Annotated in this window: 23 protein-coding genes; all 23 read right to left on the bottom strand. The window is 61.8% G+C overall.

Annotated elements, in window-relative coordinates; all coding sequences use genetic code 11:
• Nucleotides 1–3 precede the first annotated feature (3 nt).
• The 23 genes from DAUD_RS04755 to DAUD_RS04650 all read right to left on the bottom strand — a co-directional run bounded on the left by DAUD_RS04755 (nucleotide 4) and on the right by DAUD_RS04650 (nucleotide 18,878).
• On the bottom strand, nucleotides 4–591 hold the full coding sequence (locus tag DAUD_RS04755) for a dipicolinate synthase subunit B (protein ID WP_012302043.1): 588 nt from the start codon (nucleotides 589–591) through the stop codon (nucleotides 4–6).
• Entirely contained in the window at nucleotides 572–1,504 is a 933-nt protein-coding gene (gene dpsA, locus DAUD_RS04750; RefSeq protein WP_012302042.1) for a dipicolinate synthase subunit DpsA, read from the bottom strand. Before dpsA ends, DAUD_RS04755 begins: the two co-directional genes overlap by 20 nt.
• A gap of 82 nt (nucleotides 1,505–1,586) precedes the next feature.
• Nucleotides 1,587–2,396 carry a 4-hydroxy-tetrahydrodipicolinate reductase gene (dapB, locus tag DAUD_RS04745; RefSeq protein WP_320408593.1) on the bottom strand — a complete coding sequence of 270 codons (810 nt, stop codon included), beginning with the start codon at nucleotides 2,394–2,396 and terminating at the stop codon, nucleotides 1,587–1,589.
• Nucleotides 2,397–2,583: 187 nt separating this feature from the next.
• On the bottom strand, nucleotides 2,584–2,757 hold the full coding sequence (locus tag DAUD_RS12435) for a hypothetical protein (RefSeq protein ID WP_012302040.1): 174 nt from the start codon (nucleotides 2,755–2,757) through the stop codon (nucleotides 2,584–2,586).
• Between the two features lies 1 nt (nucleotide 2,758).
• Nucleotides 2,759–3,751, bottom strand: coding sequence for an SDH family Clp fold serine proteinase (locus DAUD_RS04740; protein ID WP_012302039.1), 993 nt, complete (start codon nucleotides 3,749–3,751; stop codon nucleotides 2,759–2,761).
• 266 nt (nucleotides 3,752–4,017) lie between these two features.
• Nucleotides 4,018–4,293 (bottom strand): YlmC/YmxH family sporulation protein, encoded by a 276-nt coding sequence (locus tag DAUD_RS04735; protein ID WP_041571160.1) that lies wholly within the window; start codon nucleotides 4,291–4,293, stop codon nucleotides 4,018–4,020.
• Nucleotides 4,294–4,296: 3 nt separating this feature from the next.
• A complete protein-coding gene (locus tag DAUD_RS04730) occupies nucleotides 4,297–4,659 on the bottom strand; it encodes a hypothetical protein (protein ID WP_012302037.1) in 363 nt (120 codons plus the stop codon).
• A 70-nt stretch (nucleotides 4,660–4,729) separates the two neighbouring features.
• Entirely contained in the window at nucleotides 4,730–5,197 is a 468-nt protein-coding gene (gene dut, locus DAUD_RS04725; RefSeq protein ID WP_012302036.1) for a dUTP diphosphatase, read from the bottom strand.
• Between the two features lie 7 nt (nucleotides 5,198–5,204).
• Nucleotides 5,205–6,467, bottom strand: coding sequence for a M16 family metallopeptidase (locus DAUD_RS04720; protein WP_012302035.1), 1,263 nt, complete (start codon nucleotides 6,465–6,467; stop codon nucleotides 5,205–5,207).
• On the bottom strand, nucleotides 6,464–7,315 hold the full coding sequence (locus DAUD_RS04715) for a polysaccharide deacetylase family protein (RefSeq protein ID WP_200858728.1): 852 nt from the start codon (nucleotides 7,313–7,315) through the stop codon (nucleotides 6,464–6,466). The genes DAUD_RS04720 and DAUD_RS04715 overlap by 4 nt, the downstream gene beginning before the upstream one ends.
• 161 nt (nucleotides 7,316–7,476) lie before the next feature.
• Complete coding sequence (locus tag DAUD_RS04710) at nucleotides 7,477–9,702, bottom strand: polyribonucleotide nucleotidyltransferase (protein WP_012302033.1); 2,226 nt, start codon at nucleotides 9,700–9,702, stop codon at nucleotides 7,477–7,479.
• Nucleotides 9,703–9,783: 81 nt separating this feature from the next.
• A complete protein-coding gene (rpsO, locus tag DAUD_RS04705; protein ID WP_012302032.1) occupies nucleotides 9,784–10,053 on the bottom strand; it encodes a 30S ribosomal protein S15 in 270 nt (89 codons plus the stop codon).
• A gap of 87 nt (nucleotides 10,054–10,140) precedes the next feature.
• Nucleotides 10,141–10,362 carry a hypothetical protein gene (locus DAUD_RS04700; RefSeq protein ID WP_012302031.1) on the bottom strand — a complete coding sequence of 74 codons (222 nt, stop codon included), beginning with the start codon at nucleotides 10,360–10,362 and terminating at the stop codon, nucleotides 10,141–10,143.
• A 17-nt stretch (nucleotides 10,363–10,379) separates the two neighbouring features.
• Complete coding sequence (locus DAUD_RS04695; protein ID WP_012302030.1) at nucleotides 10,380–10,592, bottom strand: hypothetical protein; 213 nt, start codon at nucleotides 10,590–10,592, stop codon at nucleotides 10,380–10,382.
• Nucleotides 10,593–10,684: 92 nt separating this feature from the next.
• Nucleotides 10,685–11,611 carry a bifunctional riboflavin kinase/FAD synthetase gene (locus tag DAUD_RS04690; protein ID WP_012302029.1) on the bottom strand — a complete coding sequence of 309 codons (927 nt, stop codon included), beginning with the start codon at nucleotides 11,609–11,611 and terminating at the stop codon, nucleotides 10,685–10,687.
• Nucleotides 11,612–11,648: 37 nt separating this feature from the next.
• Entirely contained in the window at nucleotides 11,649–12,566 is a 918-nt protein-coding gene (gene truB, locus DAUD_RS04685) for a tRNA pseudouridine(55) synthase TruB (protein ID WP_012302028.1), read from the bottom strand.
• Nucleotides 12,550–13,545 (bottom strand): DHH family phosphoesterase, encoded by a 996-nt coding sequence (locus DAUD_RS04680; RefSeq protein WP_012302027.1) that lies wholly within the window; start codon nucleotides 13,543–13,545, stop codon nucleotides 12,550–12,552. The genes truB and DAUD_RS04680 overlap by 17 nt, the downstream gene beginning before the upstream one ends.
• Before the next feature lies 1 nt (nucleotide 13,546).
• On the bottom strand, nucleotides 13,547–13,897 hold the full coding sequence (gene rbfA / locus DAUD_RS04675) for a 30S ribosome-binding factor RbfA (protein ID WP_041570825.1): 351 nt from the start codon (nucleotides 13,895–13,897) through the stop codon (nucleotides 13,547–13,549).
• Between the two features lie 28 nt (nucleotides 13,898–13,925).
• Nucleotides 13,926–16,625 (bottom strand): translation initiation factor IF-2, encoded by a 2,700-nt coding sequence (gene infB / locus DAUD_RS04670; protein ID WP_456298442.1) that lies wholly within the window; start codon nucleotides 16,623–16,625, stop codon nucleotides 13,926–13,928.
• 50 nt (nucleotides 16,626–16,675) lie between these two features.
• The gene (locus tag DAUD_RS04665; protein ID WP_012302024.1) at nucleotides 16,676–16,993 is read right to left on the bottom strand and encodes a L7Ae/L30e/S12e/Gadd45 family ribosomal protein; all 318 of its coding nucleotides are present in this window, start codon (nucleotides 16,991–16,993) and stop codon (nucleotides 16,676–16,678) included.
• Nucleotides 16,977–17,255 (bottom strand): RNase P modulator RnpM, encoded by a 279-nt coding sequence (gene rnpM / locus DAUD_RS04660; protein ID WP_012302023.1) that lies wholly within the window; start codon nucleotides 17,253–17,255, stop codon nucleotides 16,977–16,979. Before rnpM ends, DAUD_RS04665 begins: the two co-directional genes overlap by 17 nt.
• Nucleotides 17,256–17,304: 49 nt before the next feature.
• Complete coding sequence (gene nusA / locus DAUD_RS04655; protein ID WP_012302022.1) at nucleotides 17,305–18,384, bottom strand: transcription termination factor NusA; 1,080 nt, start codon at nucleotides 18,382–18,384, stop codon at nucleotides 17,305–17,307.
• Nucleotides 18,385–18,413: 29 nt separating this feature from the next.
• Complete coding sequence (locus DAUD_RS04650; protein WP_012302021.1) at nucleotides 18,414–18,878, bottom strand: ribosome maturation factor RimP; 465 nt, start codon at nucleotides 18,876–18,878, stop codon at nucleotides 18,414–18,416.
• Nucleotides 18,879–18,941: the final 63 nt, after the last annotated feature.

The raw sequence follows: 18,941 nt of genomic DNA, 5'->3' as shown, positions 1-18,941 counted from the left end.
TTTCTAGCTGTAGGTGATGATGATCGGCTGCAACTGACGCCCCTGAAGCGCCTCGACAATGGTCGCTCCCAACAGGTCCATCCTCGCAATCAATGAGTTCGGCTTGTGCTGCGGGCTGTCCTGCCCGAAGGGCACCAGATAGACATTCCGCGTGTTCAAAAGGGTCCCTATGTTGCGGGCGTTCAGGCCCAGCCCGTCATTTGTCGAGATGGCGATAACCACCGGACGCCGGTTCCTCAGTTGAGCTTTGGCCGCCATCAATACCGGTCCGTCCGTAATCCCGTTTGCCAGTTTCGCCACCGTGTTACCCGTGCACGGAGCGACTACGACCACGTCAAACAGCTTCTGGGGACCGATGGGTTCGACTTCCACAATGCTGGTGAGCACCTTTTTTCCAGTGATCGCACCCAGTCGGTCCATCCACTGTTGGGCGGTACCGTAACGCGTGTCTACGGTGGCGGCCTCCCGGGACATAATCGGGTAGACCTCAACCCCTTCCCTCACAAATTGTTCGATTTGCTGCACCACCGGTTCCAGGGTGCAGAATGACGCGGTAAGCGCGAAGCCCATTCTAACGCCCGTGAGCTGCACCGGCAAGCACCCCCTTATGTACAGAAGTACCCTTGAGGACGGTGCCGTGCAGCAACCGCTGGATGGTCCGGGCGATGATCCGGCCGGCCGACTTGGGGGCGACTTTGCCGGGCAGGTTCGGCGCCAGGCTGGCGTTCAACCCCAGCGCCCGTGCCACGGTGAAGTCGGTTCCACCCGGTGCCGAAGCCAGGTCGATGATACAGGCTTCCGGGTTGACGGACTTCAGGATCTTTTTGTCAAGGATCGGAGCCGGAACCGTGTTGAAAATCAGGTCCGCCAGGGCGAGTTGATCGGCCAGCCGTTCCGGCAACACGGTCCCGAAACCCATCTCGTAGGCCCTGGCCAGGGCCGCCGGATTACGGGCCATCACCGTGGTTTTCGCACCCAGGGCATCCAACATCCGCGCCAGCGTCATTCCCAGGTTACCAAAACCCAATACCACCACCTGAGAGCCGTGAATAGTGGCCGGCATTTTCTCCATGGCCAACTGAACGGCTCCCTCGGCGGAGGGGATCGAGTTCAGGATGGCGAACTCCTGGAACTCGGCCAACTCAATAATCTGCAGTCCCAGCTCGGCTGCCAGTCGGGTCAGGTACTCCTTGGCCACAACCGTGAAAATCGGTACGTCCGTACCGACGGTCTCAAGCATCTCCCTGGTTATGACCGGCGATTCCCCCGTTACGGTGTGCAGGCGCCCGTCCCGGTCCAGACCGGGCAAAGGCACGACCAGTACGTCAATATCCGCCAGGGCCTGGGCCGGATCGTTGCAGACTAGCACCTCAGGCGCGTTTTCCAGGACGGGGATGCCCAGGGCCTTCACCCGGGCGCCCATGGCCGCGAATTCTTGAACGATGTAGACTCCTCGGCCGTCGCCGCCAAGCACACTGATTCTTAAACCCACCAGCGGCAGCATTTTTGCACCTCCCCTTGGTTGCTAGCCAATATATGACTCGCCGCTGGGAGAGGTGCCTGTCACTGCCCGGAGCTTAAGGCGCCTACTCAAAAATGAGGTTCTCCAGCCCGACCACCATTTCGCGGAGTCCGATCACCCGGCGCACCGCCAAGAGCACCCCAGGCATGAACGATTCGCGGGAAATGGAATCATGCCTGATGGACAGGGTTTGACCCAGACCGCCGAAAATGACCTCCTGGTGGGCCACGAGCCCCGGCAGGCGGACACTGTGAATGCGGATGCCGCCATCGTAATTGCCGCCCCGGACACCGTCAAGTTTCAAGACCTTGGTGACCGAAGGCTGCCGGTACTCGCCGCGGGCGTTGCTAATCATTTCGGCCGTCTTGATGGCGGTGCCGGAGGGGGCATCCGCCTTCTGGTCGTGGTGCAATTCGATGATCTCAACCGCCGGCATGAATTTAGCGGCCATTTCCGCAAACTTCATCATCAAAACGGCCCCCACCGCGAAATTGGGGGCCACGAACCCGCCTACACCTGTTTCGGCGCACAGCCGGCGTAAGTCCGCCAGGTCTTCATTGCTCATTCCCGTAGTGCCGATGACCGGATGAACTCCGGCCCGGATTGCGGTCCGGGCGTTCGACGCCACGACCGTGGGGGAGGTGAAGTCAACCATGACCTCGGGCTTTGTTTCTCTCAACACCTCTTCCAGGTCGCCACTCACGGTGACCCCAAGTGGGTCGAGGCCGGCCAGAACCCCCGCGTCGGCGCCAAGGCCGTGCGGATCGACGGCACCGACCACTCTCAACCCGTCATCCCTCGCCAGGGCCCGCACAACCTCCCGTCCCATTCTTCCGGCGGCACCACAAACGGCTACTCGAATGATGGTACTCACACCTTTCCGGAAATGTTTTCTGGATATTTTGAATTAAACAAGTATTATAACACGGCCTGTCCAGGTGTCAAGCCGGTCCAAGACCCGAAAACGGCAGCACACCCCCGGCTGATAAGCAAACCACCCCCTCCAACGTGGCGGGAGCTGTTTTACACCCCGTTTATCGGGCTACCGTGAACGGGCGATGCTATTCCTGGACTTCCCGGACCACGATCCGCTCCCTTTCCCGACTGATGTTGGGCATTCGGTAATCCGCCGACGGGTAACCGCTGGAGTCGGAAAGGTAATAGTAGCGGCTCGGGTCGGGGTACTTGAAGCGCACCCGATAAACGCGGACGTCCCGCGGGACATCCTCTTTCAACTCACGCACCTCCCTGTGCGCGCCGCCATCCCTGGCGCAGTATCGTCACGTTGATTCGGCCGTCTGGGCAATCCTGTCTTTCGGCGACGCCGTGGAAAACGAAGGCGTCTTGTCCGGCCATCGACTCCACCAGACCGCCCACCACCTCAAAATCAGTACGCGTGCCCCGGATGATATCCGCGGGGTTGAAGGGCTGACCCAGAAGCAGTTCCTGTTCGTAGTTTTCGTACAGAGCCCACAGCAGGCTTTCCAGCTCGGGGTCGGGGTACGTGGTCGCCAGGCCGATTTCGGTGGACGCTTCCCGGCGGGGGATCATGTGGTTGTGAGCGTACAGCTTTTCGGTCAGGCTGTCGACGATGTGTCGGACCTGGTCCGGCGTCGGGGGATTTTGGCGCAAGGCGAGCAGCTTTTGGGCCAGGGACCGCACCAGCAGATAGTTGCGGTGCACATTCCCCAGGGCCAGGGGGTGAATCTTTTCGGCCAGCAAGAGGAAAGTCTTCCGCCGGTCTTCGTCGTGCGACATCCCCGCCACCTCCCGGGCCAGCGCCAAAAAAGAGTACACGTCCTCCACGTTGACCGGAATCCTGGCGTTGGGGTTCACCGGGTCCTTGGGGTTGAAAGCGCTGACTACACTGGGGTCGATGGGTCCCAGTTCACCCATTACCCCCATGACCACTTCGTCCGCCCCCAGGCAGATCAGGGTGCCGGCACTGTAGGCCCGGTAGGGGACCAGGACCGCAAATTCGGCCGCCCACTCCCGGACCAGGTGTACCAGCCGCCACGGGGTGAGCACGTCACCCCCGCGGCTGTACAAAAAGAGGTCCAGCCGCTCGCCGGCGGGCAGCAGCCGGAGGTGACGGTGAAACACCGGCAAAACGTCCGGGGCGATCCGGGTGCTCACATTCTCTCGGTCACCGGTGACGTAAGCGATGACCTGGGACCCGCGCTTGCGGGCGATCTGGGCCATCAGGGAGCACCGGGCGGCAAAGCCCATGCCTCGAACCCCCCAAAAACACGCACCGCGAACAGTAAGACTGCCGTGCGGGAAAAGGAGCCAGTCCCCCGGCCTTCGAGCCGTGCGGGGAGCCGGTCCCCGGTCTTCTAAATTCTAGTATTGTCTGTGCAAGCCGATTTATTTACGCCGCAAAAAGGAACTCCCGCGGAAACGGTGGCGGGAGTTCAGGTGAAATTAATTAACGATGCGGTCGTAGCACTGACCTGCCCCGGCAAAAAAGGTGTCTGACACCTTTTGCCGGCGGGCTAGAGGGGAGAACGTCTGAAACGGGGTACGGACTGGTTGTTCGCGAGTTCGACGATTACAACCTCGGTACCGATTTTGCGGACCGCCTCCCAGGGTATGGTCAATTGTTGGCGCTCGGTCCACATGCTTACGATATTGCTCCGCCGCGGCAGGATGATGGCGTGCACGTGCCCCGAATCGGCATCAATAGTCAGATCGGACTCCCCGATCACACCCAGCCGGGCGCCGTTGAAGAGATTGACTACCTCTTTACCCATCAGTTCGGTCAAACGCATCATTCATACCCCCTTGCCCTGACTCCGGAGTCTCTCCCGGATCATTTCCCACAGCCGCAAAATAAACGGCTGCACGATAGCCAGCCCAATGGCGAAAGCGGCCAACGGCTCGACCTCAACCCCACCCAGGCTGATTTTGTTCGGCAGGCTGACTTCCAGAAACGTGAACAGCATGATCAGGGCCAGATAGACCCCTCCGGCTATCCCTATGAGGTTCAACACGGCCTCCGAAAGCGGGGTGGCCCGAGGCTCCAGTTCCCAGGATTTGTGGCTCCGGAACCGGGAGGCCTGCAGCTTGATTCTCTCCCGAATTGAAAAGGCTATCAACGCCAGCGTCAGCAAGAACAACAGGGTCGCCGTGATCATCCGTCCCACCCCCTAACATTCATATGGGACGGGTCCGGCCGATATGACCCGGCGCTATGGACAACAGAAGTTATTTACCGGTCGAACCGAAACCGCCGGCACCCCTGGCCGTCTCCGCCAACTCGAAGACGTACTCTACCTCCGCCACGGCGATCGGCACGCATACCAACTGCGCGATCCGGTCACCGGGGCTTAACGTGAAGGGTTCGGTGCCGTGATTGACTACGGGGCAGATAATCTCGCCCGTGTAATCGGCGTCGATGACCCCGACGCCGTTGGCCAGGGTGATACCGTGCCTGGCAGCGAGGCCGCTGCGTCCGAAAACCAGCCCGACCAGGTTCCGCTCCGGAAGCTGGACCGCGATGCCCGTTGGAATTTGGACCCGCTCCCCGGGGGCGATGGTCAGGGAAGAATCAAGGGCGGCACACAGGTCAAGACCGGCCGCCCCGGAAGTGGCATAGGCCGGGCCGGGCCAGGACTTTCCGATGGTGGGGTTCAGTTTCTTAACGCGCAGCACGATGCGGGTGACTTCGGCCATGTCGCTCTCAACCCAACCGCGAAAGAGCCGCCGACCAGGCGCCGTCTTCCTGCCACGGGCCGATGGAGGCCAGGGAGAGCTTGTCCCGCCGGAAAATCTGGTCACACACGGCCGCGATCTGTTCCGTTTTTACCCGGGCCAATTCCCGGACGATTTCCTCCGGCGTCTGCACGCGGCCCAAGTACAGCTGCGATTTCCCCAGGCGGCTCATCCGGGCGTTGACGCTTTCCAGGCTCAACAGAAAACTGCCCTTGAGCTGTTCCTTGGCTCTGGTCATCTCCTCTTCGCTCACTCCTCCGTTGCGGAGGTCATTTACCTCATCCAGCACGATATCGAGCACGGTGCCCACGTTTTCCCGGCTCAACCCCGCGTAGATCCCGAACAACCCGGTGTCCCGGTAGGAACTGTGATAGGAATAAATGTTGTACGCCAGGCCGAGCTGCTCGCGCACCTTCTGGAACAGCCGGGAACTCATCCCCCCGCCGAGGAGGGTGTTCAACACCTGCAGGACGTAGATGTGCTCATCGTCCAGCCGCAGCCCTTGTGAGCCGATGCACAAGTGCACCTGTTCGGTGTCTTTCTCCCGGCATTCCACCCTCTGACTGGGGTGCGGCGCGACCACCGCCCGCGGCGGGCCGCCGGCCGGCAGGTCACTGAAAATCCGGCTCAGAAGTTCGGTTACCCGTTCGTGCTTCACGTTCCCGGCCACCGCGATCACGTACCGCCCGTGGCGGTAGTGGCGGTCGTAATAGTCCAGGAGATCGCCCCAGGAAAGGTTTTGAATCACTCCGGCGCTGCCGATGACCGGGCGGCCGAGCGCGTGCGTGTTCCAGAGCGCCTTGGCCAGGACGTCGTGGACCAGTTCGTCGGGGGTGTCCTCGTACATCTTAATCTCTTCAACAATGACGTTCCGTTCCCGCTCCACGTCTTCCGGCGCGAACCGCGAGTGAAACAGCATGTCCGTCAGCACATCAACCGCGAGTTCCAGGTGCTCGTCCAGCACCCTGGCGTAGTAGCACGTGTACTCCTTGGTGGTGAAAGCGTTCAACTGGCCGCCGACACGGTCCAGGGCTTCGGCGATATCCTTGGCCGACCGGTTCTCGGTGCCCTTGAACAGCATGTGCTCGATGAAGTGGCAGACCCCGGACACGGAGTCCGCCTCGTCGCGCGACCCGGCGTCCACCCAGAACCCCACCGCCGCCGACCGGACGTGCGGGATTTCTTCCGTGAGGATGCACACGCCGTTGTCGAGGATCACCTTGTTGATCATCTGCTACATACCTCCAAAATTACTGCACTGCCTGCTTCTATTCGCCCCGGGGCTGGAAACTCCTTCCCCGCGGACCATATCCCGCGATGCCGGGTTCTAACGAACTGTTGCCCGCTCCGGGTTTCTCGCCGAGGGCCTTGAGCGCTTTCCGGTTTGGTTTCCGACCCCACTCCCAGCAACCGGCTTACCGTCACAAACCGGTAACCGTCCTTTTCCAATTCCGTGATGATCACCGGCAGCGCCTTAGTGGTGGCGTCCAACGGGTGCATGAGCACAATCGCCCCGGGGTGTACCCGGTTCACCACCCGGCCGGTGATCACATCGGCGTTGCGGACCTTCCAGTCCAACGTGTCGACGCTCCACAGGATCGTCCGGTACCCGGCTTGCCCGGCGGCCTGGAGCACCGCCGGGCCGCGTTCCCCGTAGGGCGGGGCAAACAACGTGGTGCGCCGCGAGATGATTCCCCGGATCACGGTCTCGGCCCGCTGGATGTCCCGCAAGTTCTGTTCCACGGACAGCATGTCGGGATGGGGATGTCCGAACCCGTGGTTGCCGATCTCGTGACCTTCCTCCGCCATCCGGCGCACCAGATCGGGAAACTTGCCGGCCCACCGCCCGGTGACGAAGAAGGTGAGGTGTATGTCGTGTTCCCGGCAAATGTTCAGTATCTCGGGGACGCACTCCTCACCCCAGTCCACGTTCACCGCCAGCGCCACCGCCCGCGAGTCCCCCGGACCGTGGTAGACCGGCTGCGGCCCGGTGGCCGGAACGGCCGGTGACCACCGCCACCAGAGCCCGCCCACGGCCAGACAGAGAACTGCCGTCAAAACCGCCAGTCTCAAGCGCACCACCCTCACCCCCATTCAAGAGTATGCACGGGAGAAAGGATGCTGACCCGAAAAAAAACAAAAGGCCCCTTAGGGCCTGTGGTGCAAACATCTGCGTAAAATGGCAAGAGAACTGGATTCTGAATTCTGGTTTATCCAGGTTAGGGGGCTTTGTCCCTAGTTTATCTCCGGGAAAACCGCGAGCGCGGCCGCCGGTCCGGGCGGTCGTCCTGTATCAGGCCCGGCCGGCCGGTCTCCCCGGCGCCGCCGGCGGGGGGCTCCATGGCTTCTTTTTTGGACAGTTTCAGGCGGCCCTGATTGTCGAAACCGATGGCCTTGACCAGTATCTGATCCCCTTCCCGGACCACGTCTTCCACTTTCCGCACCCGGTTGTGGGCCAAGTGCGAGATATGAACCAGTCCGTCCTTGCCGGGCAACCCGAGCACCCCCGGGATAACCTCCACAAAGCACCCGAAGTCCATTATCTTCACCACGCGGCCTAAGTACACCTCACCCACTTTGACTTCGGCGGTAAGGGTTTTGATAATCTCCAGGGCCTTCTTGCCGCCCTCCGGGTCAGGAGCGGTGATGAACACCCGCCCGTCATCTTCCACGTCGATATCCACCCCGGTCGTCTCCGTGATCTTCCGGATGATCTTGCCGCCGGGACCGATAATGTCCCGGATCTTCTCCGGATCAATAGTGGTGTGGATGATCCGCGGCGCCCGCGGGGAGATTTCCGGTCTGGGTCCCGGGATGACCTCCTTATACCGGTCCAGGATGTACAGCCGGGCCTCCCGGGCCTGCGCCATCGCCTGAGCCAGAATTTCCGGGGTGATCCCGGCGATCTTGATGTCCATCTGGAGCGCGGTGACCCCCTGCTCGGTGCCGGCCACCTTGAAGTCCATATCCCCGAGGTGGTCCTCCGTACCCTGGATATCGGTCAGGACGGCGACCTCGTCGCCCTCCTTGATCAGACCCATCGCAATCCCCGCCACCGGAGCCTTGATCGGCACGCCCGCGTCCATCAGGGCCAGGCAGCTGCCGCAGACGCTGGCCATGGAGGTTGAGCCGTTGGAGCTCAGCACCTCGGACACGATCCGTATGGTATACGGGAAAACGTCCTCTCCCGGCAGAACCGCCTCCAGGGCCCGCCCCGCCAGGGCGCCGTGACCGATCTCGCGCCGGCCCGCCGAGCGGATGGGGCGCGCCTCCCCGGTGGAGAAGGACGGAAAGTTGTAATGGTGCATGAACCGCTTGGTTTCCTGGGTGTCCAGCCCGTCCAGAATCTGCTCGTCCCGCACCGCGCCGAGGGTGAGGACCGAAAGGACCTGGGTCTGCCCGCGCTGGAAAAGCCCCGAACCGTGGGTGCGCGGCAGCACGTTGACCTCCACGCTGATGTCCCTGATTTCGTCGAAGGCGCGGCCGTCCAGCCGTACCTTTTCCTTCAGCACCAACTCCCGCACGGCTTCTTTCTCCAGCTTGTCGACCAGGCTTTTCAGGCGCTGTTCCTCTTCCGGGAAGTTTTCCAGAACGGCATTGATGATTTCGGCTTTGGTCCCCTCCAGGTGCCGGTCGGCGGACTTCTTGTCGAGCCGCTCATTCTTGCAGTGGTGCACGGCGGCCCGCATCTTTTCGTAACCGGCGGATCGGACCGCCTCCACCAGTTCCGGACCCGGTTCGTTCGCCGGCACCTCAATTTTCGGGTGGGCCAAACCCAGGGGTTCGACTTCCGCCCGGATCTCTCCGACCCACTCCGCGATCCGCTGGATCTCGGCGTGCGCCTTGGTGAGCGCCTCAACTATTATTTCTTCGGAGACCTCCTTGGCGCCCGCCTCCACCATGTTGATCGCTTCCCGGGTCCCCGCGACGGTAAGGTGCAGGTCCGACTTCTCGTCCTGCTCCAGCGTGGGGTTGACCACCAACTGCCCGTCAACCATCCCCATGATCACCGCTCCCACCGGGCCGGCGAAGGGGATGTCCGAAAGGGTCAGCGCCACCGAAGCACCGAGGATCGCCGTGATCGCCGGCGAGCAGTCCTGGTCCACCGACATCACCAGCGCCACCACGTGCACATCCTGGGTGAAGTTGCGCGGGAAGAGCGGCCTGATCGACCGGTCGATCAGCCGCGCGGCGAGAATGGCCTTTTCCCCGGGGCGGCCTTCACGCTTCATGAAGCTTCCGGGAATCCGCCCGACGGCGTAATGCCGTTCTTCATAGTCCACGGTCAGGGGGAAGAAATCCAACCCTTCCCGGAGCGCCTCCCGGGTGGCCGCCACCAGCACCACCGTTTCCCCGTACCGGGCCAGGACGCCAGCGGAGGCCTGCCCGGCCACACGGCCGATGTCCACGCTGAAAGTCCGACCGCTGATTTCAATTGTACGTGTAATATAACCCTGCTCGGTCATGAATCTGCTTGATCCTCCTACCTCGTAATTCATTGCAGCCGGGCACCGCCCAAAACGGTAAGAAGCAGGGGATGCCTTCCCCTACTTCCGCAGTCCGAGTTCCTGGATAAGCTTCCGGTAACGGTCCGGAGCACGGTCCCGCAGGTAATTCAACAGCGCCCGGCGTTGTCCGACCATCTTTAAAAGGCCCCGCCTGGAATGGAAGTCCTTGCGGTGCGTCTTCAGGTGTTCGGTGAGCAGATTGATCCGCTCGGTGAGAATGGCCACCTGTACTTCCGGGGAACCGGTGTCGTTCTCGTGCAGTTTGAACTTATCAATTATGGGCTGCTTCTTGTCCGCGCTGAGGGTCATTAAAAAATACCTCCACTTGTAAATTAAGTAATTGCTGCCGGCCAAGCCGGACGTCGGAGTCTCGCCGGGCCTAGCCGACAGTTCATCCTACTTCCCGATTACCGTGACTACCAGGCGCCTGCCGGGGATATCCTTGGCCACTATGTCAAAGACCCGCCCCGATTTGGCGACGAAACCTCGGAAACGCGTGGCCGAAGGGATGTGCCCGGGAATACCGGACGCTGCCTCAATGATGTCGCTGGTGGAGATATTCTCCTGGCGCTTCTGGTTCAGTCTCTTTCGAGCGTGTTCCGTAATTACTACCGGCATGCCTGCTTCCCTTAACCTTAGGCTTCCTTTTCCGCCAGGAACGCATACAACGCATCCGAAAACGCACACATCCTGGCTTCCTCGGCACTGTCGCCGATCCCCGAGGCCCGGTAGAGAACTTCAAGTTCGTCCTTAAGACGCTGGAAGTCATCACTGAGGCAGATGACGGCGATCTGGTCGATCCACTTCTTCATCTCGTCTTCGGACAGATCGTACTTGGGAAACCCCACTGGCACCCCACCTTTATGTTCCGCCTTATTTTAGCATAACCACCTGCACGGTGTAAACGCACATAATTATGGAGCCTCACGGGCGCCTGCGGTCACTCAACGGCCCGGGCCTGCCGGATATCGGCTTCGATTTGCCGGATAAGCTCCGCGGGCGAGCCGAACTTCCGTTCACCCCGGATATACCGGCTGAAAAAGACCCGCATTGACTTTCCGTACAGGTTGTCGGCAACGTCAAAAAGGTGGACCTCCAGATTCCGGCCGGAGTCCGCCCCGGTGAAAGTGGGGCGGTAACCGATGTTCGCCACCCCCGAGTGCCTTTGCCCGCTTATTTCCGCCTTGACGGCGTAGACCCCGTTGGCCGGGATCAGGATGTCCGGGCTGGTCTCCAGGTTGGCCGTGGGGAATCCCAGTCTGCGGCCGCGGCCGTCTCCGGAAACCACCATGCCGTCGACGAAAGGAGCAAAACCGAGAAACCGCCGGGCCTCCTCCACCCGGCCCCGGGACAACAGCTCACGTATCCTCGTGCTGCTCACCACTTCACCGGCAACCTCGACCGGCTCGACCACGTTGGTCTCGAAGCCGTAGATTTGCGAGAGCTGGGCCAATGTCGCCGGGGTGCCCCGCCCGCGGTGCCCGAAGGTGTAGTTATAGCCCACGAACACACTGACGACGCCCAACTGGGTGTAGAGCACATCCCTGATGAACTCCTCCGGCGACAACCGGGCGAATTCCAGGGTGAACGGGATTCGGAGCAGCAACCGGACTCCCAGTCCGGCGATGATTTCTTCCTTGGTTTCCTGGGTCAGCAACAGGGGTGGGGCATGCTCGGGGCGCAGCACCGACACCGGATGGGGGTGAAAGGTGAAAATGCCCGGCACGCCGCCCAAACGGCGTGCCCTTTCCACCATTCTCCGAATCAGTTCCTGGTGCCCGAGATGCACCCCGTCAAAGTTGCCTAGGCCGAGCACCAACCGGGGGTAATCCTGGCGCAGGTTCTTGAAATTCGTCCTCAGGTCCAACTCCCCGCTCCCCTTTCCATTCCAACTCCACCCGCTCCTAAGCTCCGCCCCGCACCCAGACCGGTTGAAAAGCCACGGGCTCCGGGGACTCTCTCACAGCGAGCGGCTTCGCCACGGCTAAAAGACCCGTTTCGTCCCGCAGGCGCACATACCCGTCTACTTCTTTCGGGCTGGGGCCCGCGGCGATTCCGGGAGGATAGAGGGCTCTCCCGGACAGAACGGCCCGTGACGCTCCGGGATGAACGAGCACCGCCGGCAGATGGCCGAGGGCGGTATCCACCGCGATCAACTCCCCGGCCAGCGATCCCTCGAGCTCCTCTAGGGTCCGTGCCGCCGTGATTGGAAACGGCCCTACCGCCGACCGCACCAGGAAAGACATATAGGCCCCGCAGCCCAGCCGCGCTCCGATGTCGGCACACAGGGTGCGGACATACGTACCCTTGCTGCAGGACACATCGATGAGCGCTCGCGGGTGCGCGCTGCGCTCGAACCTGGTGTGCACCAGGCGGAGGCGGTGGATCATGACCGGGCGGGCTTCACGCGGCACCTCCACCCCCCGGCGCGCCAACTCGTACAACTTTTTCCCCTTCACCTTGCGCGCCGACGTCATCGGCGGCACCTGCAACCCCGGGCCGGCAAACCCGGCGAGCACCTCCTCCAGCCGTTCCAAGTCCAGGCCGTCCGGAAGGGGCTCGACCCGTTGAACGTCACCCTGAGCGTCGCCGGTCGTGGTGGTGATTCCCAGGACCAGTTCGGCGCGGTAGACCTTGTCATCCGGAATATACTGAGCGATCCTGGTCGCCCGGCCCACGCAGACGACCAGCACCCCGGCGGCCAACGGGTCCAGCGTGCCGGTATGGCCAACCTTCCTGATCCCCAGTCTGCGTCTCAGGAAACCGACCACGTCGTGGGAGGTCATCCCGGGAGGTTTAAGGACGTTAAGGACTCCTTCCATCAAACGCCTCCGCGACCACCCTTTCCGTGGCGCCGAGCACCTGTCGCTCGGCCTCCGCCAGTTCACCCTCAAATCGGCAGCCGGCGGCGCGGGGATGTCCGCCTCCGCCGAAGGCCGAAGCCAACGCGGCCACATCCACCGCGCGCTTGGACCGGAAACCGACCTTGATCTGACCTTCGGGCAGCTCCCGAAACAGAATCCCGACCTCCACCCCGCTGATCCGGCGGGCGTAGTTGATCAGGTCCTCGACATCAACCTCTTCGCCGTATTCCGCTTCCATAGCCCTGGTCAGCCTCAGCCAGGCGATCCGCCCGCCGGCGCTCAAGGCCAGGGTGCCCAGAACTTGGTGCAGAAGCCTGATAGCGGCCAGGGGTTTTTCGTCGTAGATGCGGGTGTTGACGGCAGCCGCGTCCAGGCCCATTTCCATCAAGCGGGCGATGCGCCGGTGTGTTCCCGCCGTAGTGTTCTCGTACCGGAAAGAACCGGTGTCCGTTGCAATCGCCACGTAGAGGCAAGTCCCAATGTCCACGGTTATTTCCACCCCGAGGGGTTCGGCCAGGTCAAACACGATTTCCCCGACGGCGGCCGCCGTCGGGTCGATATGGTTGAAATCCGCAAACGGGCCTGTCGATATGTGGTGGTCGATGTTGACCACCCGGATTCCGGGGCGGGACAGGAGGGGTTTGACGTCCGGTCCCAGACGCTCGGGAACCGAACAATCGAGCGTCACCAGATAGTCGTAATCCGCATCCGGAACGGTGCCGATGTGGATGCGCTCCACACCGGGCAGGAAGCGGTACGTGGCCGGAATCGGGTCCTGACTGACCATCTGTACCGTCTTCCCCAGTTGTTCCAACATCAGCCCCAGCGCCAAGGTCGAACCAATGCTGTCGCCGTCCGGCATTACGTGACCAGCCAGAACCGGCCTTACCGCCCGCCTGAGTTCTGCGGCGACGGCCGCCAGGCTCTTGTTACCCATCTTATTGTCCGGGCTGCCCCTTTCCGATGTCCCTGATGATCTGAATAATCCGGGTCCCTTCCTCAATCGACGGGTCGTGAACGAAACTCACCTCGGGTGTGTACCTGAGCCGGATCCGCTTCCCGAGTTCGGTGCGGATGAACCCTTGGGCCCCGCGGAGGACCTTCAGGGAAGCATCCTGATCTTCGTTGCTCCCCAGCACGCTGACGAACACTTTGGCATAGCGCAGGTCCGAAGAGACTTCCACCGCAGTGACGGTCACAAAACCGAGGCGCGGATCTTTCATTTGACGCAACAAATCCGAGATCTCTTTCTTAATCACCTCGGCCAGCCGTTCCGGCCTGAAGATCACCGGGCCCACCTCCCGCGTGAAGACACTCCTATAGTTCGCGCTGGATTTCTTCCGTCGTGTAGAACTCCAGTTGGTCACCCTCGTGGATGTCATTAAACCGCTCCAGCGTCAGTCCGCATTCGTAGCCCTGGACTACTTCCCGTACATCGTCCTTGAACCGCTTCAAGGAAGAAAGCCGGCCGTCGTGTACCACTTTACCGTCGTGGATCACGCGCACGCCCGCGTCCCGCGTGATTTTCCCTTCCAGCACATAGCAGCCGGCGATCGTCCCCACCCGGGAGACTTTGAAGATCTGGCGCACTTGAGCGCGTCCGAGAATCACTTCCCGGTAGGTCGGCTCCAGGAGCCCGCTCAAAGCGGCCTTCACATCGTCCAGCGCCTCGTAGATCACCTGGTACAGGCGGATATCCACCAGTTCTCTCTCGGCCGCCTTCCGGGCGTTCACATCGGGCCGCACGTTGAAACCGATGATGATCGCGCCCGCCAGCGCGGCCAGGTTCACGTCGCTTTCGGTGATGGCGCCGACGCCCTGGTGAATCAGTTGGACCTTGACCTCTTCGGTACTCAACCGTTGCAGGGACTGGACCATCGCCTCCGCCGACCCCTGTACGTCCGCCTTAACGATCAGCGGCAGTTCCTTTACGGTTCCCTCCTGAATGCGGCTGAATACGTCCTCCAGGGAAATCCGGCCCGAGGCCTTGAGTTCCTGCTGCCGCTTCCGCTCCTGCCGCTTCAGGGCGATTTGCCGCGCCACCTTCTCCTCGGGCACCTCGTAGAAACGCTCCCCGGCCTGCGGCACTTCGGAAAAGCCCAACACCTCCACCGGCGCGGACGGGCCCGCCTTTTTCACCCGCCTGCCCTTGTGGTCAATCATCGCGCGCACGCGGCAAAAGGCGCTGCCGGCCACTAGGAAGTCGCCAACCTCCACCGTTCCGTTTTCGACCAGCACCGTGACCACCGGTCCGCGCCCCTTGTCAAGCTGGGACTCGATCACCGTGCCCCTGGCGCTTCGGAAGGGGTTGGCTTTGAGTTCATTCATCTCGGCCACCAGGAGGATCATTTCCAGAAGTTCGTCCAGGCCGGTTTTCTGCAGCGCCGATACCGGAACGCAGATGGTATCGCCACCCCATTCCTCGGCGACCAGACCGTGTTCAGTAAGCTGCTGCTTGACCCGGTCCGGATTGGCGTCCGGCTTGTCGATCTTGTTAATGGCCACAATAATCGGTACTCCGGCCGCCTTTGCGTGGTTTATGGCTTCCACCGTTTGGGGTTTCACTCCGTCGTCGGCCGCCACCACCAGAATAGCTACGTCCGTGATCCGAGCCCCGCGGGCCCGCATCGCCGTAAAGGCCTCGTGACCGGGTGTGTCCAGAAAGGTGATCCGCTTTTGCTGGTACTTCACCTGGTAGGCACCGATGTGCTGGGTAATGCCCCCGGCTTCGGTCGCCGTTACTTTGGCATCCCGGATGGCATCCAGCAACGAGGTCTTACCGTGGTCGACGTGACCCAGTACGGTAACCACCGGCGGCCGGGATTGCAGCTTCTCCGGCTCATCTTCTTCCGGTTCCAGTTCCAGGAGCTCCTCCGGATCGAGTTCCCGTTCCTTGATCTCCACCCGGAAGCCCATTTCTTCGGCCACCACTACCGCGGTCTCCACATCTATCTCCTGGTTGATGGTGGCCATGATTCCTAGAAACATGAGTTGTTTAATGATCTCCGCCGACTTGACGCCCATTCTCTCCGCCAGATCTTTTACCGTCAGGCTGCCGGTAAGCACGACCGGCTTCCGTTCCGATGGAGGAACCACACGCGGCCCATGCTGCTTTTCCTTCGGGCGTAGGCGGAGCCGGTTCTCTTTGTTGCCCACATTCTTGTCCCAGTGGGTCCGGCGGTCTTTCTCCTTCTTATCGGCGAACCGCTGCTGCCCCACGCTCTTGTCCGGCTTAACCGCTTCCAGTTCGGCGGGCGGCTTGGGGATCGCCTTGCTCAGAATCCCACGGGCTGGGGGCCGGGCTCCGCCGGGGCCCGGATGCGGGGCTCCCGCTGCGGCGACTCCCGGACGACCCCGGTGCTGCGGCGGCCTTCCGGGGACGGCCGGCCTGGCGCCCTGAGCCGGGCGTGGCGGTCCCGGATAACGTCCCGCCGGTGCTTGCGGGCGGGGTGGTCCACCCCCCGCCTGCGGGGGCCGGGGGCCGCCGGATTGAGGCCGTCCGGCGTAGGGCGGACGGGCATGGGGCCCGGCAGGCTGCGGACGCCGGTCCGGCACCGGCCGCGTCGGCGGCGTCGGCCGGTGCTGTTCCGGTTGAGGCGCGGGTGCCGCCGGTGGCGGCGCCGGACGCGCCTCAACCGGTATTTCCGGCGGTTTCGGCGCGGGGGCCGGAGCCTTGACCTCTTCCCCGAAGGCGGGAGGCAGAATCGTCGGCACCCGGAACGGTCGTTCAATCAGACGCTTGTCCGGCGGACGCTGCGGCACCTTGTCCACCAGCCCCGGGCCGTACTGGCTCAGTTTGACACCTCGGGAGCGCGGTTGTCCCGCCGGACCACCCCGCTCCTCCGGGGCGGCCGGGCCGACTCTGGATTTATCCCCCTTCTTTCCCGCATTCAGGTGCTCCCGCAAGCGAACAATATCTTCCGGGTCCAGGGTGCTCATATGTGATTTGACGGCGACACCCAGGTCTGTCAAAACCTTGAGCAACTCTTTGCTCCCCATATTGATCTCTTTGGCCACTTCGTGGACCCGTTGTTTCGTCAAGTAATCACCTCCACTGATCACGGTCCCTATACTGAACCGTCCTCCGACCTTTCCAGTAAATCCAACACGCGCCGGGCCAGATTGTCTTCGAGGAGAGCCAGCACCGCTCTCGGAGATTTGCCCACCGCGATCCCGAGTTCGCCCTTGGTGCCGAACTCCACACACGGAACCGCATACCGCGCGGACAGGACGAGAAAATCCCGCCGCGTCGCCGGTGCCGCGTCCCGGGCCACAATCACCAGCCGCGCCTGATGTCTCTCCAACTTGGCACGCACCCCCTCATCGCCGGATACCACGCTGCGGGAGCGCTGACCAAGCCCCAGTAGCTTATATACCGCCTGCACGCCTCTCTATCTCCCTCCGGAGATCCTGAATCGTTTCGGGCAGAACCCCTGTTTTCAGGGCCTTTTCCAACCTCCTCGTCTCAACGGCCTGATCGACACACGACTCCCTGCCGCATACGTAGGCACCCCGTCCCGGGCGTTTTCCAGTCGGATCTATCTCAACGGTGCCTGCCGGGGTGCGCACCACCCGGATCAGTTCCTTCTTGGGACGCATCTCCCGGCAACCCAGGCACATGCGCAATGGCACCTTTTTGGCGGGCATTTAAAAACCTCCCCCGGGGAAGTAAACTACAAGCAACGTATTAGGAGCCTCACACCTGCTCGTAGCCCTGCTGCTCAAGATATTCCCGGTAAATTTCAGCCATCTGCGATTCGCTCTTGATGTCGATTTTCCAACCGGTCAGCTTGGCGGCCAGGCGGGCGTTTTGACCTTCCTTCCCAATGGCCAGCGACAGTTGGTAGTCGGGTACGATCACCCGGGCGATCTTTTCGTCCTCCCACACCTCCACCGCAATCACCTTGGCCGGGCTCAGGGAACTGGACACAAACTTCGAGGAGTCGGGGCTCCACTTCACGACATCGATTTTCTCGCCGTTCAACTCCTGAACGATCGCCTGTACCCGGGCGCCCTTCGGGCCGACACAAGCCCCGACCGGATCAATGCCCTCATCATTCGAATAGACGGCGATCTTGGACCGGATCCCAGCCTCCCGCGCCACCGCTTTCAGTTCCACCAGCCCCTGGTGCAACTCGGGAACCTCAATCTCAAACAGCCGCTTCAGGAGACCCGGATGAGTCCGGGAAACCAGGATCAACGGCCCCTTGGTGGTCTTCTTCACTTCGACAATATATGTCTTCAGCCGTTGACCGGGCCGGTAGTTCTCTCTCGGTATCTGTTCCGCCGGGGGAAGCACGGCTTCGGTTTTGCCCAGTTCGATGTACACGTTGCGCTGCTCGATGCGCTGCACCACACCGGTGACGATGTCGCCCTCGCGGCTGGCAAATTCCTCGAAGACCATGTTTCGCTCTGCTTCCCGAATCCGCTGCACCACCACCTGTTTTGCCGTTTGGGCGGCGATACGTCCAAAATTGCGCGGCGTGATTTCCGATTCTACCGTGTCCTCCAGTTGGTAGCCCGGGTTAATGGCTCTGGCCTCCTCAAGGGAAATCTGATCCTGGGGGTCCTCCACTTCCTGGACAACGGTCCGCCTGGCGTACACCTTGCAGTCTCCGGTGTGGCGGTCAACCTGCACCCGCGCGTTGTGTGAAGTCCCGAAATTGCGCCGGTAGGCGGACAAAAGCGCCGCCTCGATGGCTTCAAGCAGGACTTCCACACTGATGCTGCGCTCTTTCTCCAGGTCGCGCAAAGCCGCCAGAAACTCGCTATTCATTTGTTAGTAACCTCCTAAAGATATCAGCCCTAAAATTCTACCGCCAACCTGGCTTTGGAAATCTGATCCCAGGGAATGGTTGCTAACTCGTGCTCGCCGAGAAGGATTGTAACGCCTTCTTCCCCGCTGCCCATCAACCGACCGGAGAACTTCTTGCGTCCGTTCAGGGGTGCATAGGTGTTGATCTGCACCAGGCGCCCCTTGAACCGCACGTAATCTTCAGCCCTTTTCAACGGGCGCTCGAGCCCGGGCGAAGAAACCTCCAACACGTAGGAGTGGGGGATGAAATCGACATCATCCAGGGCCCGGTCCAACTCCCTCGACACGGCCTCACAGTCATCCAGGTTGATCCCGCCGGGTTTATCCAGGAAAACCCTCAGGTACCGCCGACCACCCTCAGTGACGTATTGAACCTCGACCAGTTCGAGCCCTTTCCTTTCCGCCAAGGGACGGGCCATTTCCTCGACCCGCCCGGCGATATCACTTGCCGCCACTTCGCTTACACCTCCGCCAACCGGCGCTTTACTAACGCGAAGGAGTGGGACGGAACCCACTCC

Origin of the sequence: Candidatus Desulforudis audaxviator MP104C, from assembly GCF_000018425.1 — a bacterium.
In the GTDB taxonomy this organism is placed as follows: Bacteria; Bacillota; Desulfotomaculia; order Desulfotomaculales; family Desulforudaceae; genus Desulforudis; species Desulforudis audaxviator.
The sequence above is the reverse complement of the archived record's forward strand: the minus strand, read 5'-3'. Positions and strand labels throughout refer to the sequence as shown.

Excerpts from the sequence above, each read along its gene's own strand:
- dpsA (WP_012302042.1), bottom strand. The coding sequence starts at position 1,504 with ATGCTGCCGCTGGTGGGTTTAAGAATCAGTGTGCTTGGCGGCGACGGC.
- DAUD_RS04740 (WP_012302039.1), bottom strand. The coding sequence starts at position 3,751 with ATGGGCTTTGCCGCCCGGTGCTCCCTGATGGCCCAGATCGCCCGCAAG.
- DAUD_RS04735 (WP_041571160.1), bottom strand. The coding sequence starts at position 4,293 with ATGCGTTTGACCGAACTGATGGGTAAAGAGGTAGTCAATCTCTTCAAC.
- DAUD_RS04730 (WP_012302037.1), bottom strand. The coding sequence starts at position 4,659 with ATGATCACGGCGACCCTGTTGTTCTTGCTGACGCTGGCGTTGATAGCC.
- dut (WP_012302036.1), bottom strand. The coding sequence starts at position 5,197 with ATGGCCGAAGTCACCCGCATCGTGCTGCGCGTTAAGAAACTGAACCCC.
- DAUD_RS04720 (WP_012302035.1), bottom strand. The coding sequence starts at position 6,467 with ATGATCAACAAGGTGATCCTCGACAACGGCGTGTGCATCCTCACGGAA.
- DAUD_RS04710 (WP_012302033.1), bottom strand. The coding sequence starts at position 9,702 with ATGACCGAGCAGGGTTATATTACACGTACAATTGAAATCAGCGGTCGG.
- rpsO (WP_012302032.1), bottom strand. The coding sequence starts at position 10,053 with ATGACCCTCAGCGCGGACAAGAAGCAGCCCATAATTGATAAGTTCAAA.
- DAUD_RS04700 (WP_012302031.1), bottom strand. The coding sequence starts at position 10,362 with ATGCCGGTAGTAATTACGGAACACGCTCGAAAGAGACTGAACCAGAAG.
- truB (WP_012302028.1), bottom strand. The coding sequence starts at position 12,566 with ATGGAAGGAGTCCTTAACGTCCTTAAACCTCCCGGGATGACCTCCCAC.
- DAUD_RS04680 (WP_012302027.1), bottom strand. The coding sequence starts at position 13,545 with ATGGGTAACAAGAGCCTGGCGGCCGTCGCCGCAGAACTCAGGCGGGCG.
- rnpM (WP_012302023.1), bottom strand. The coding sequence starts at position 17,255 with ATGCCCGCCAAAAAGGTGCCATTGCGCATGTGCCTGGGTTGCCGGGAG.
- nusA (WP_012302022.1), bottom strand. The coding sequence starts at position 18,384 with ATGAATAGCGAGTTTCTGGCGGCTTTGCGCGACCTGGAGAAAGAGCGC.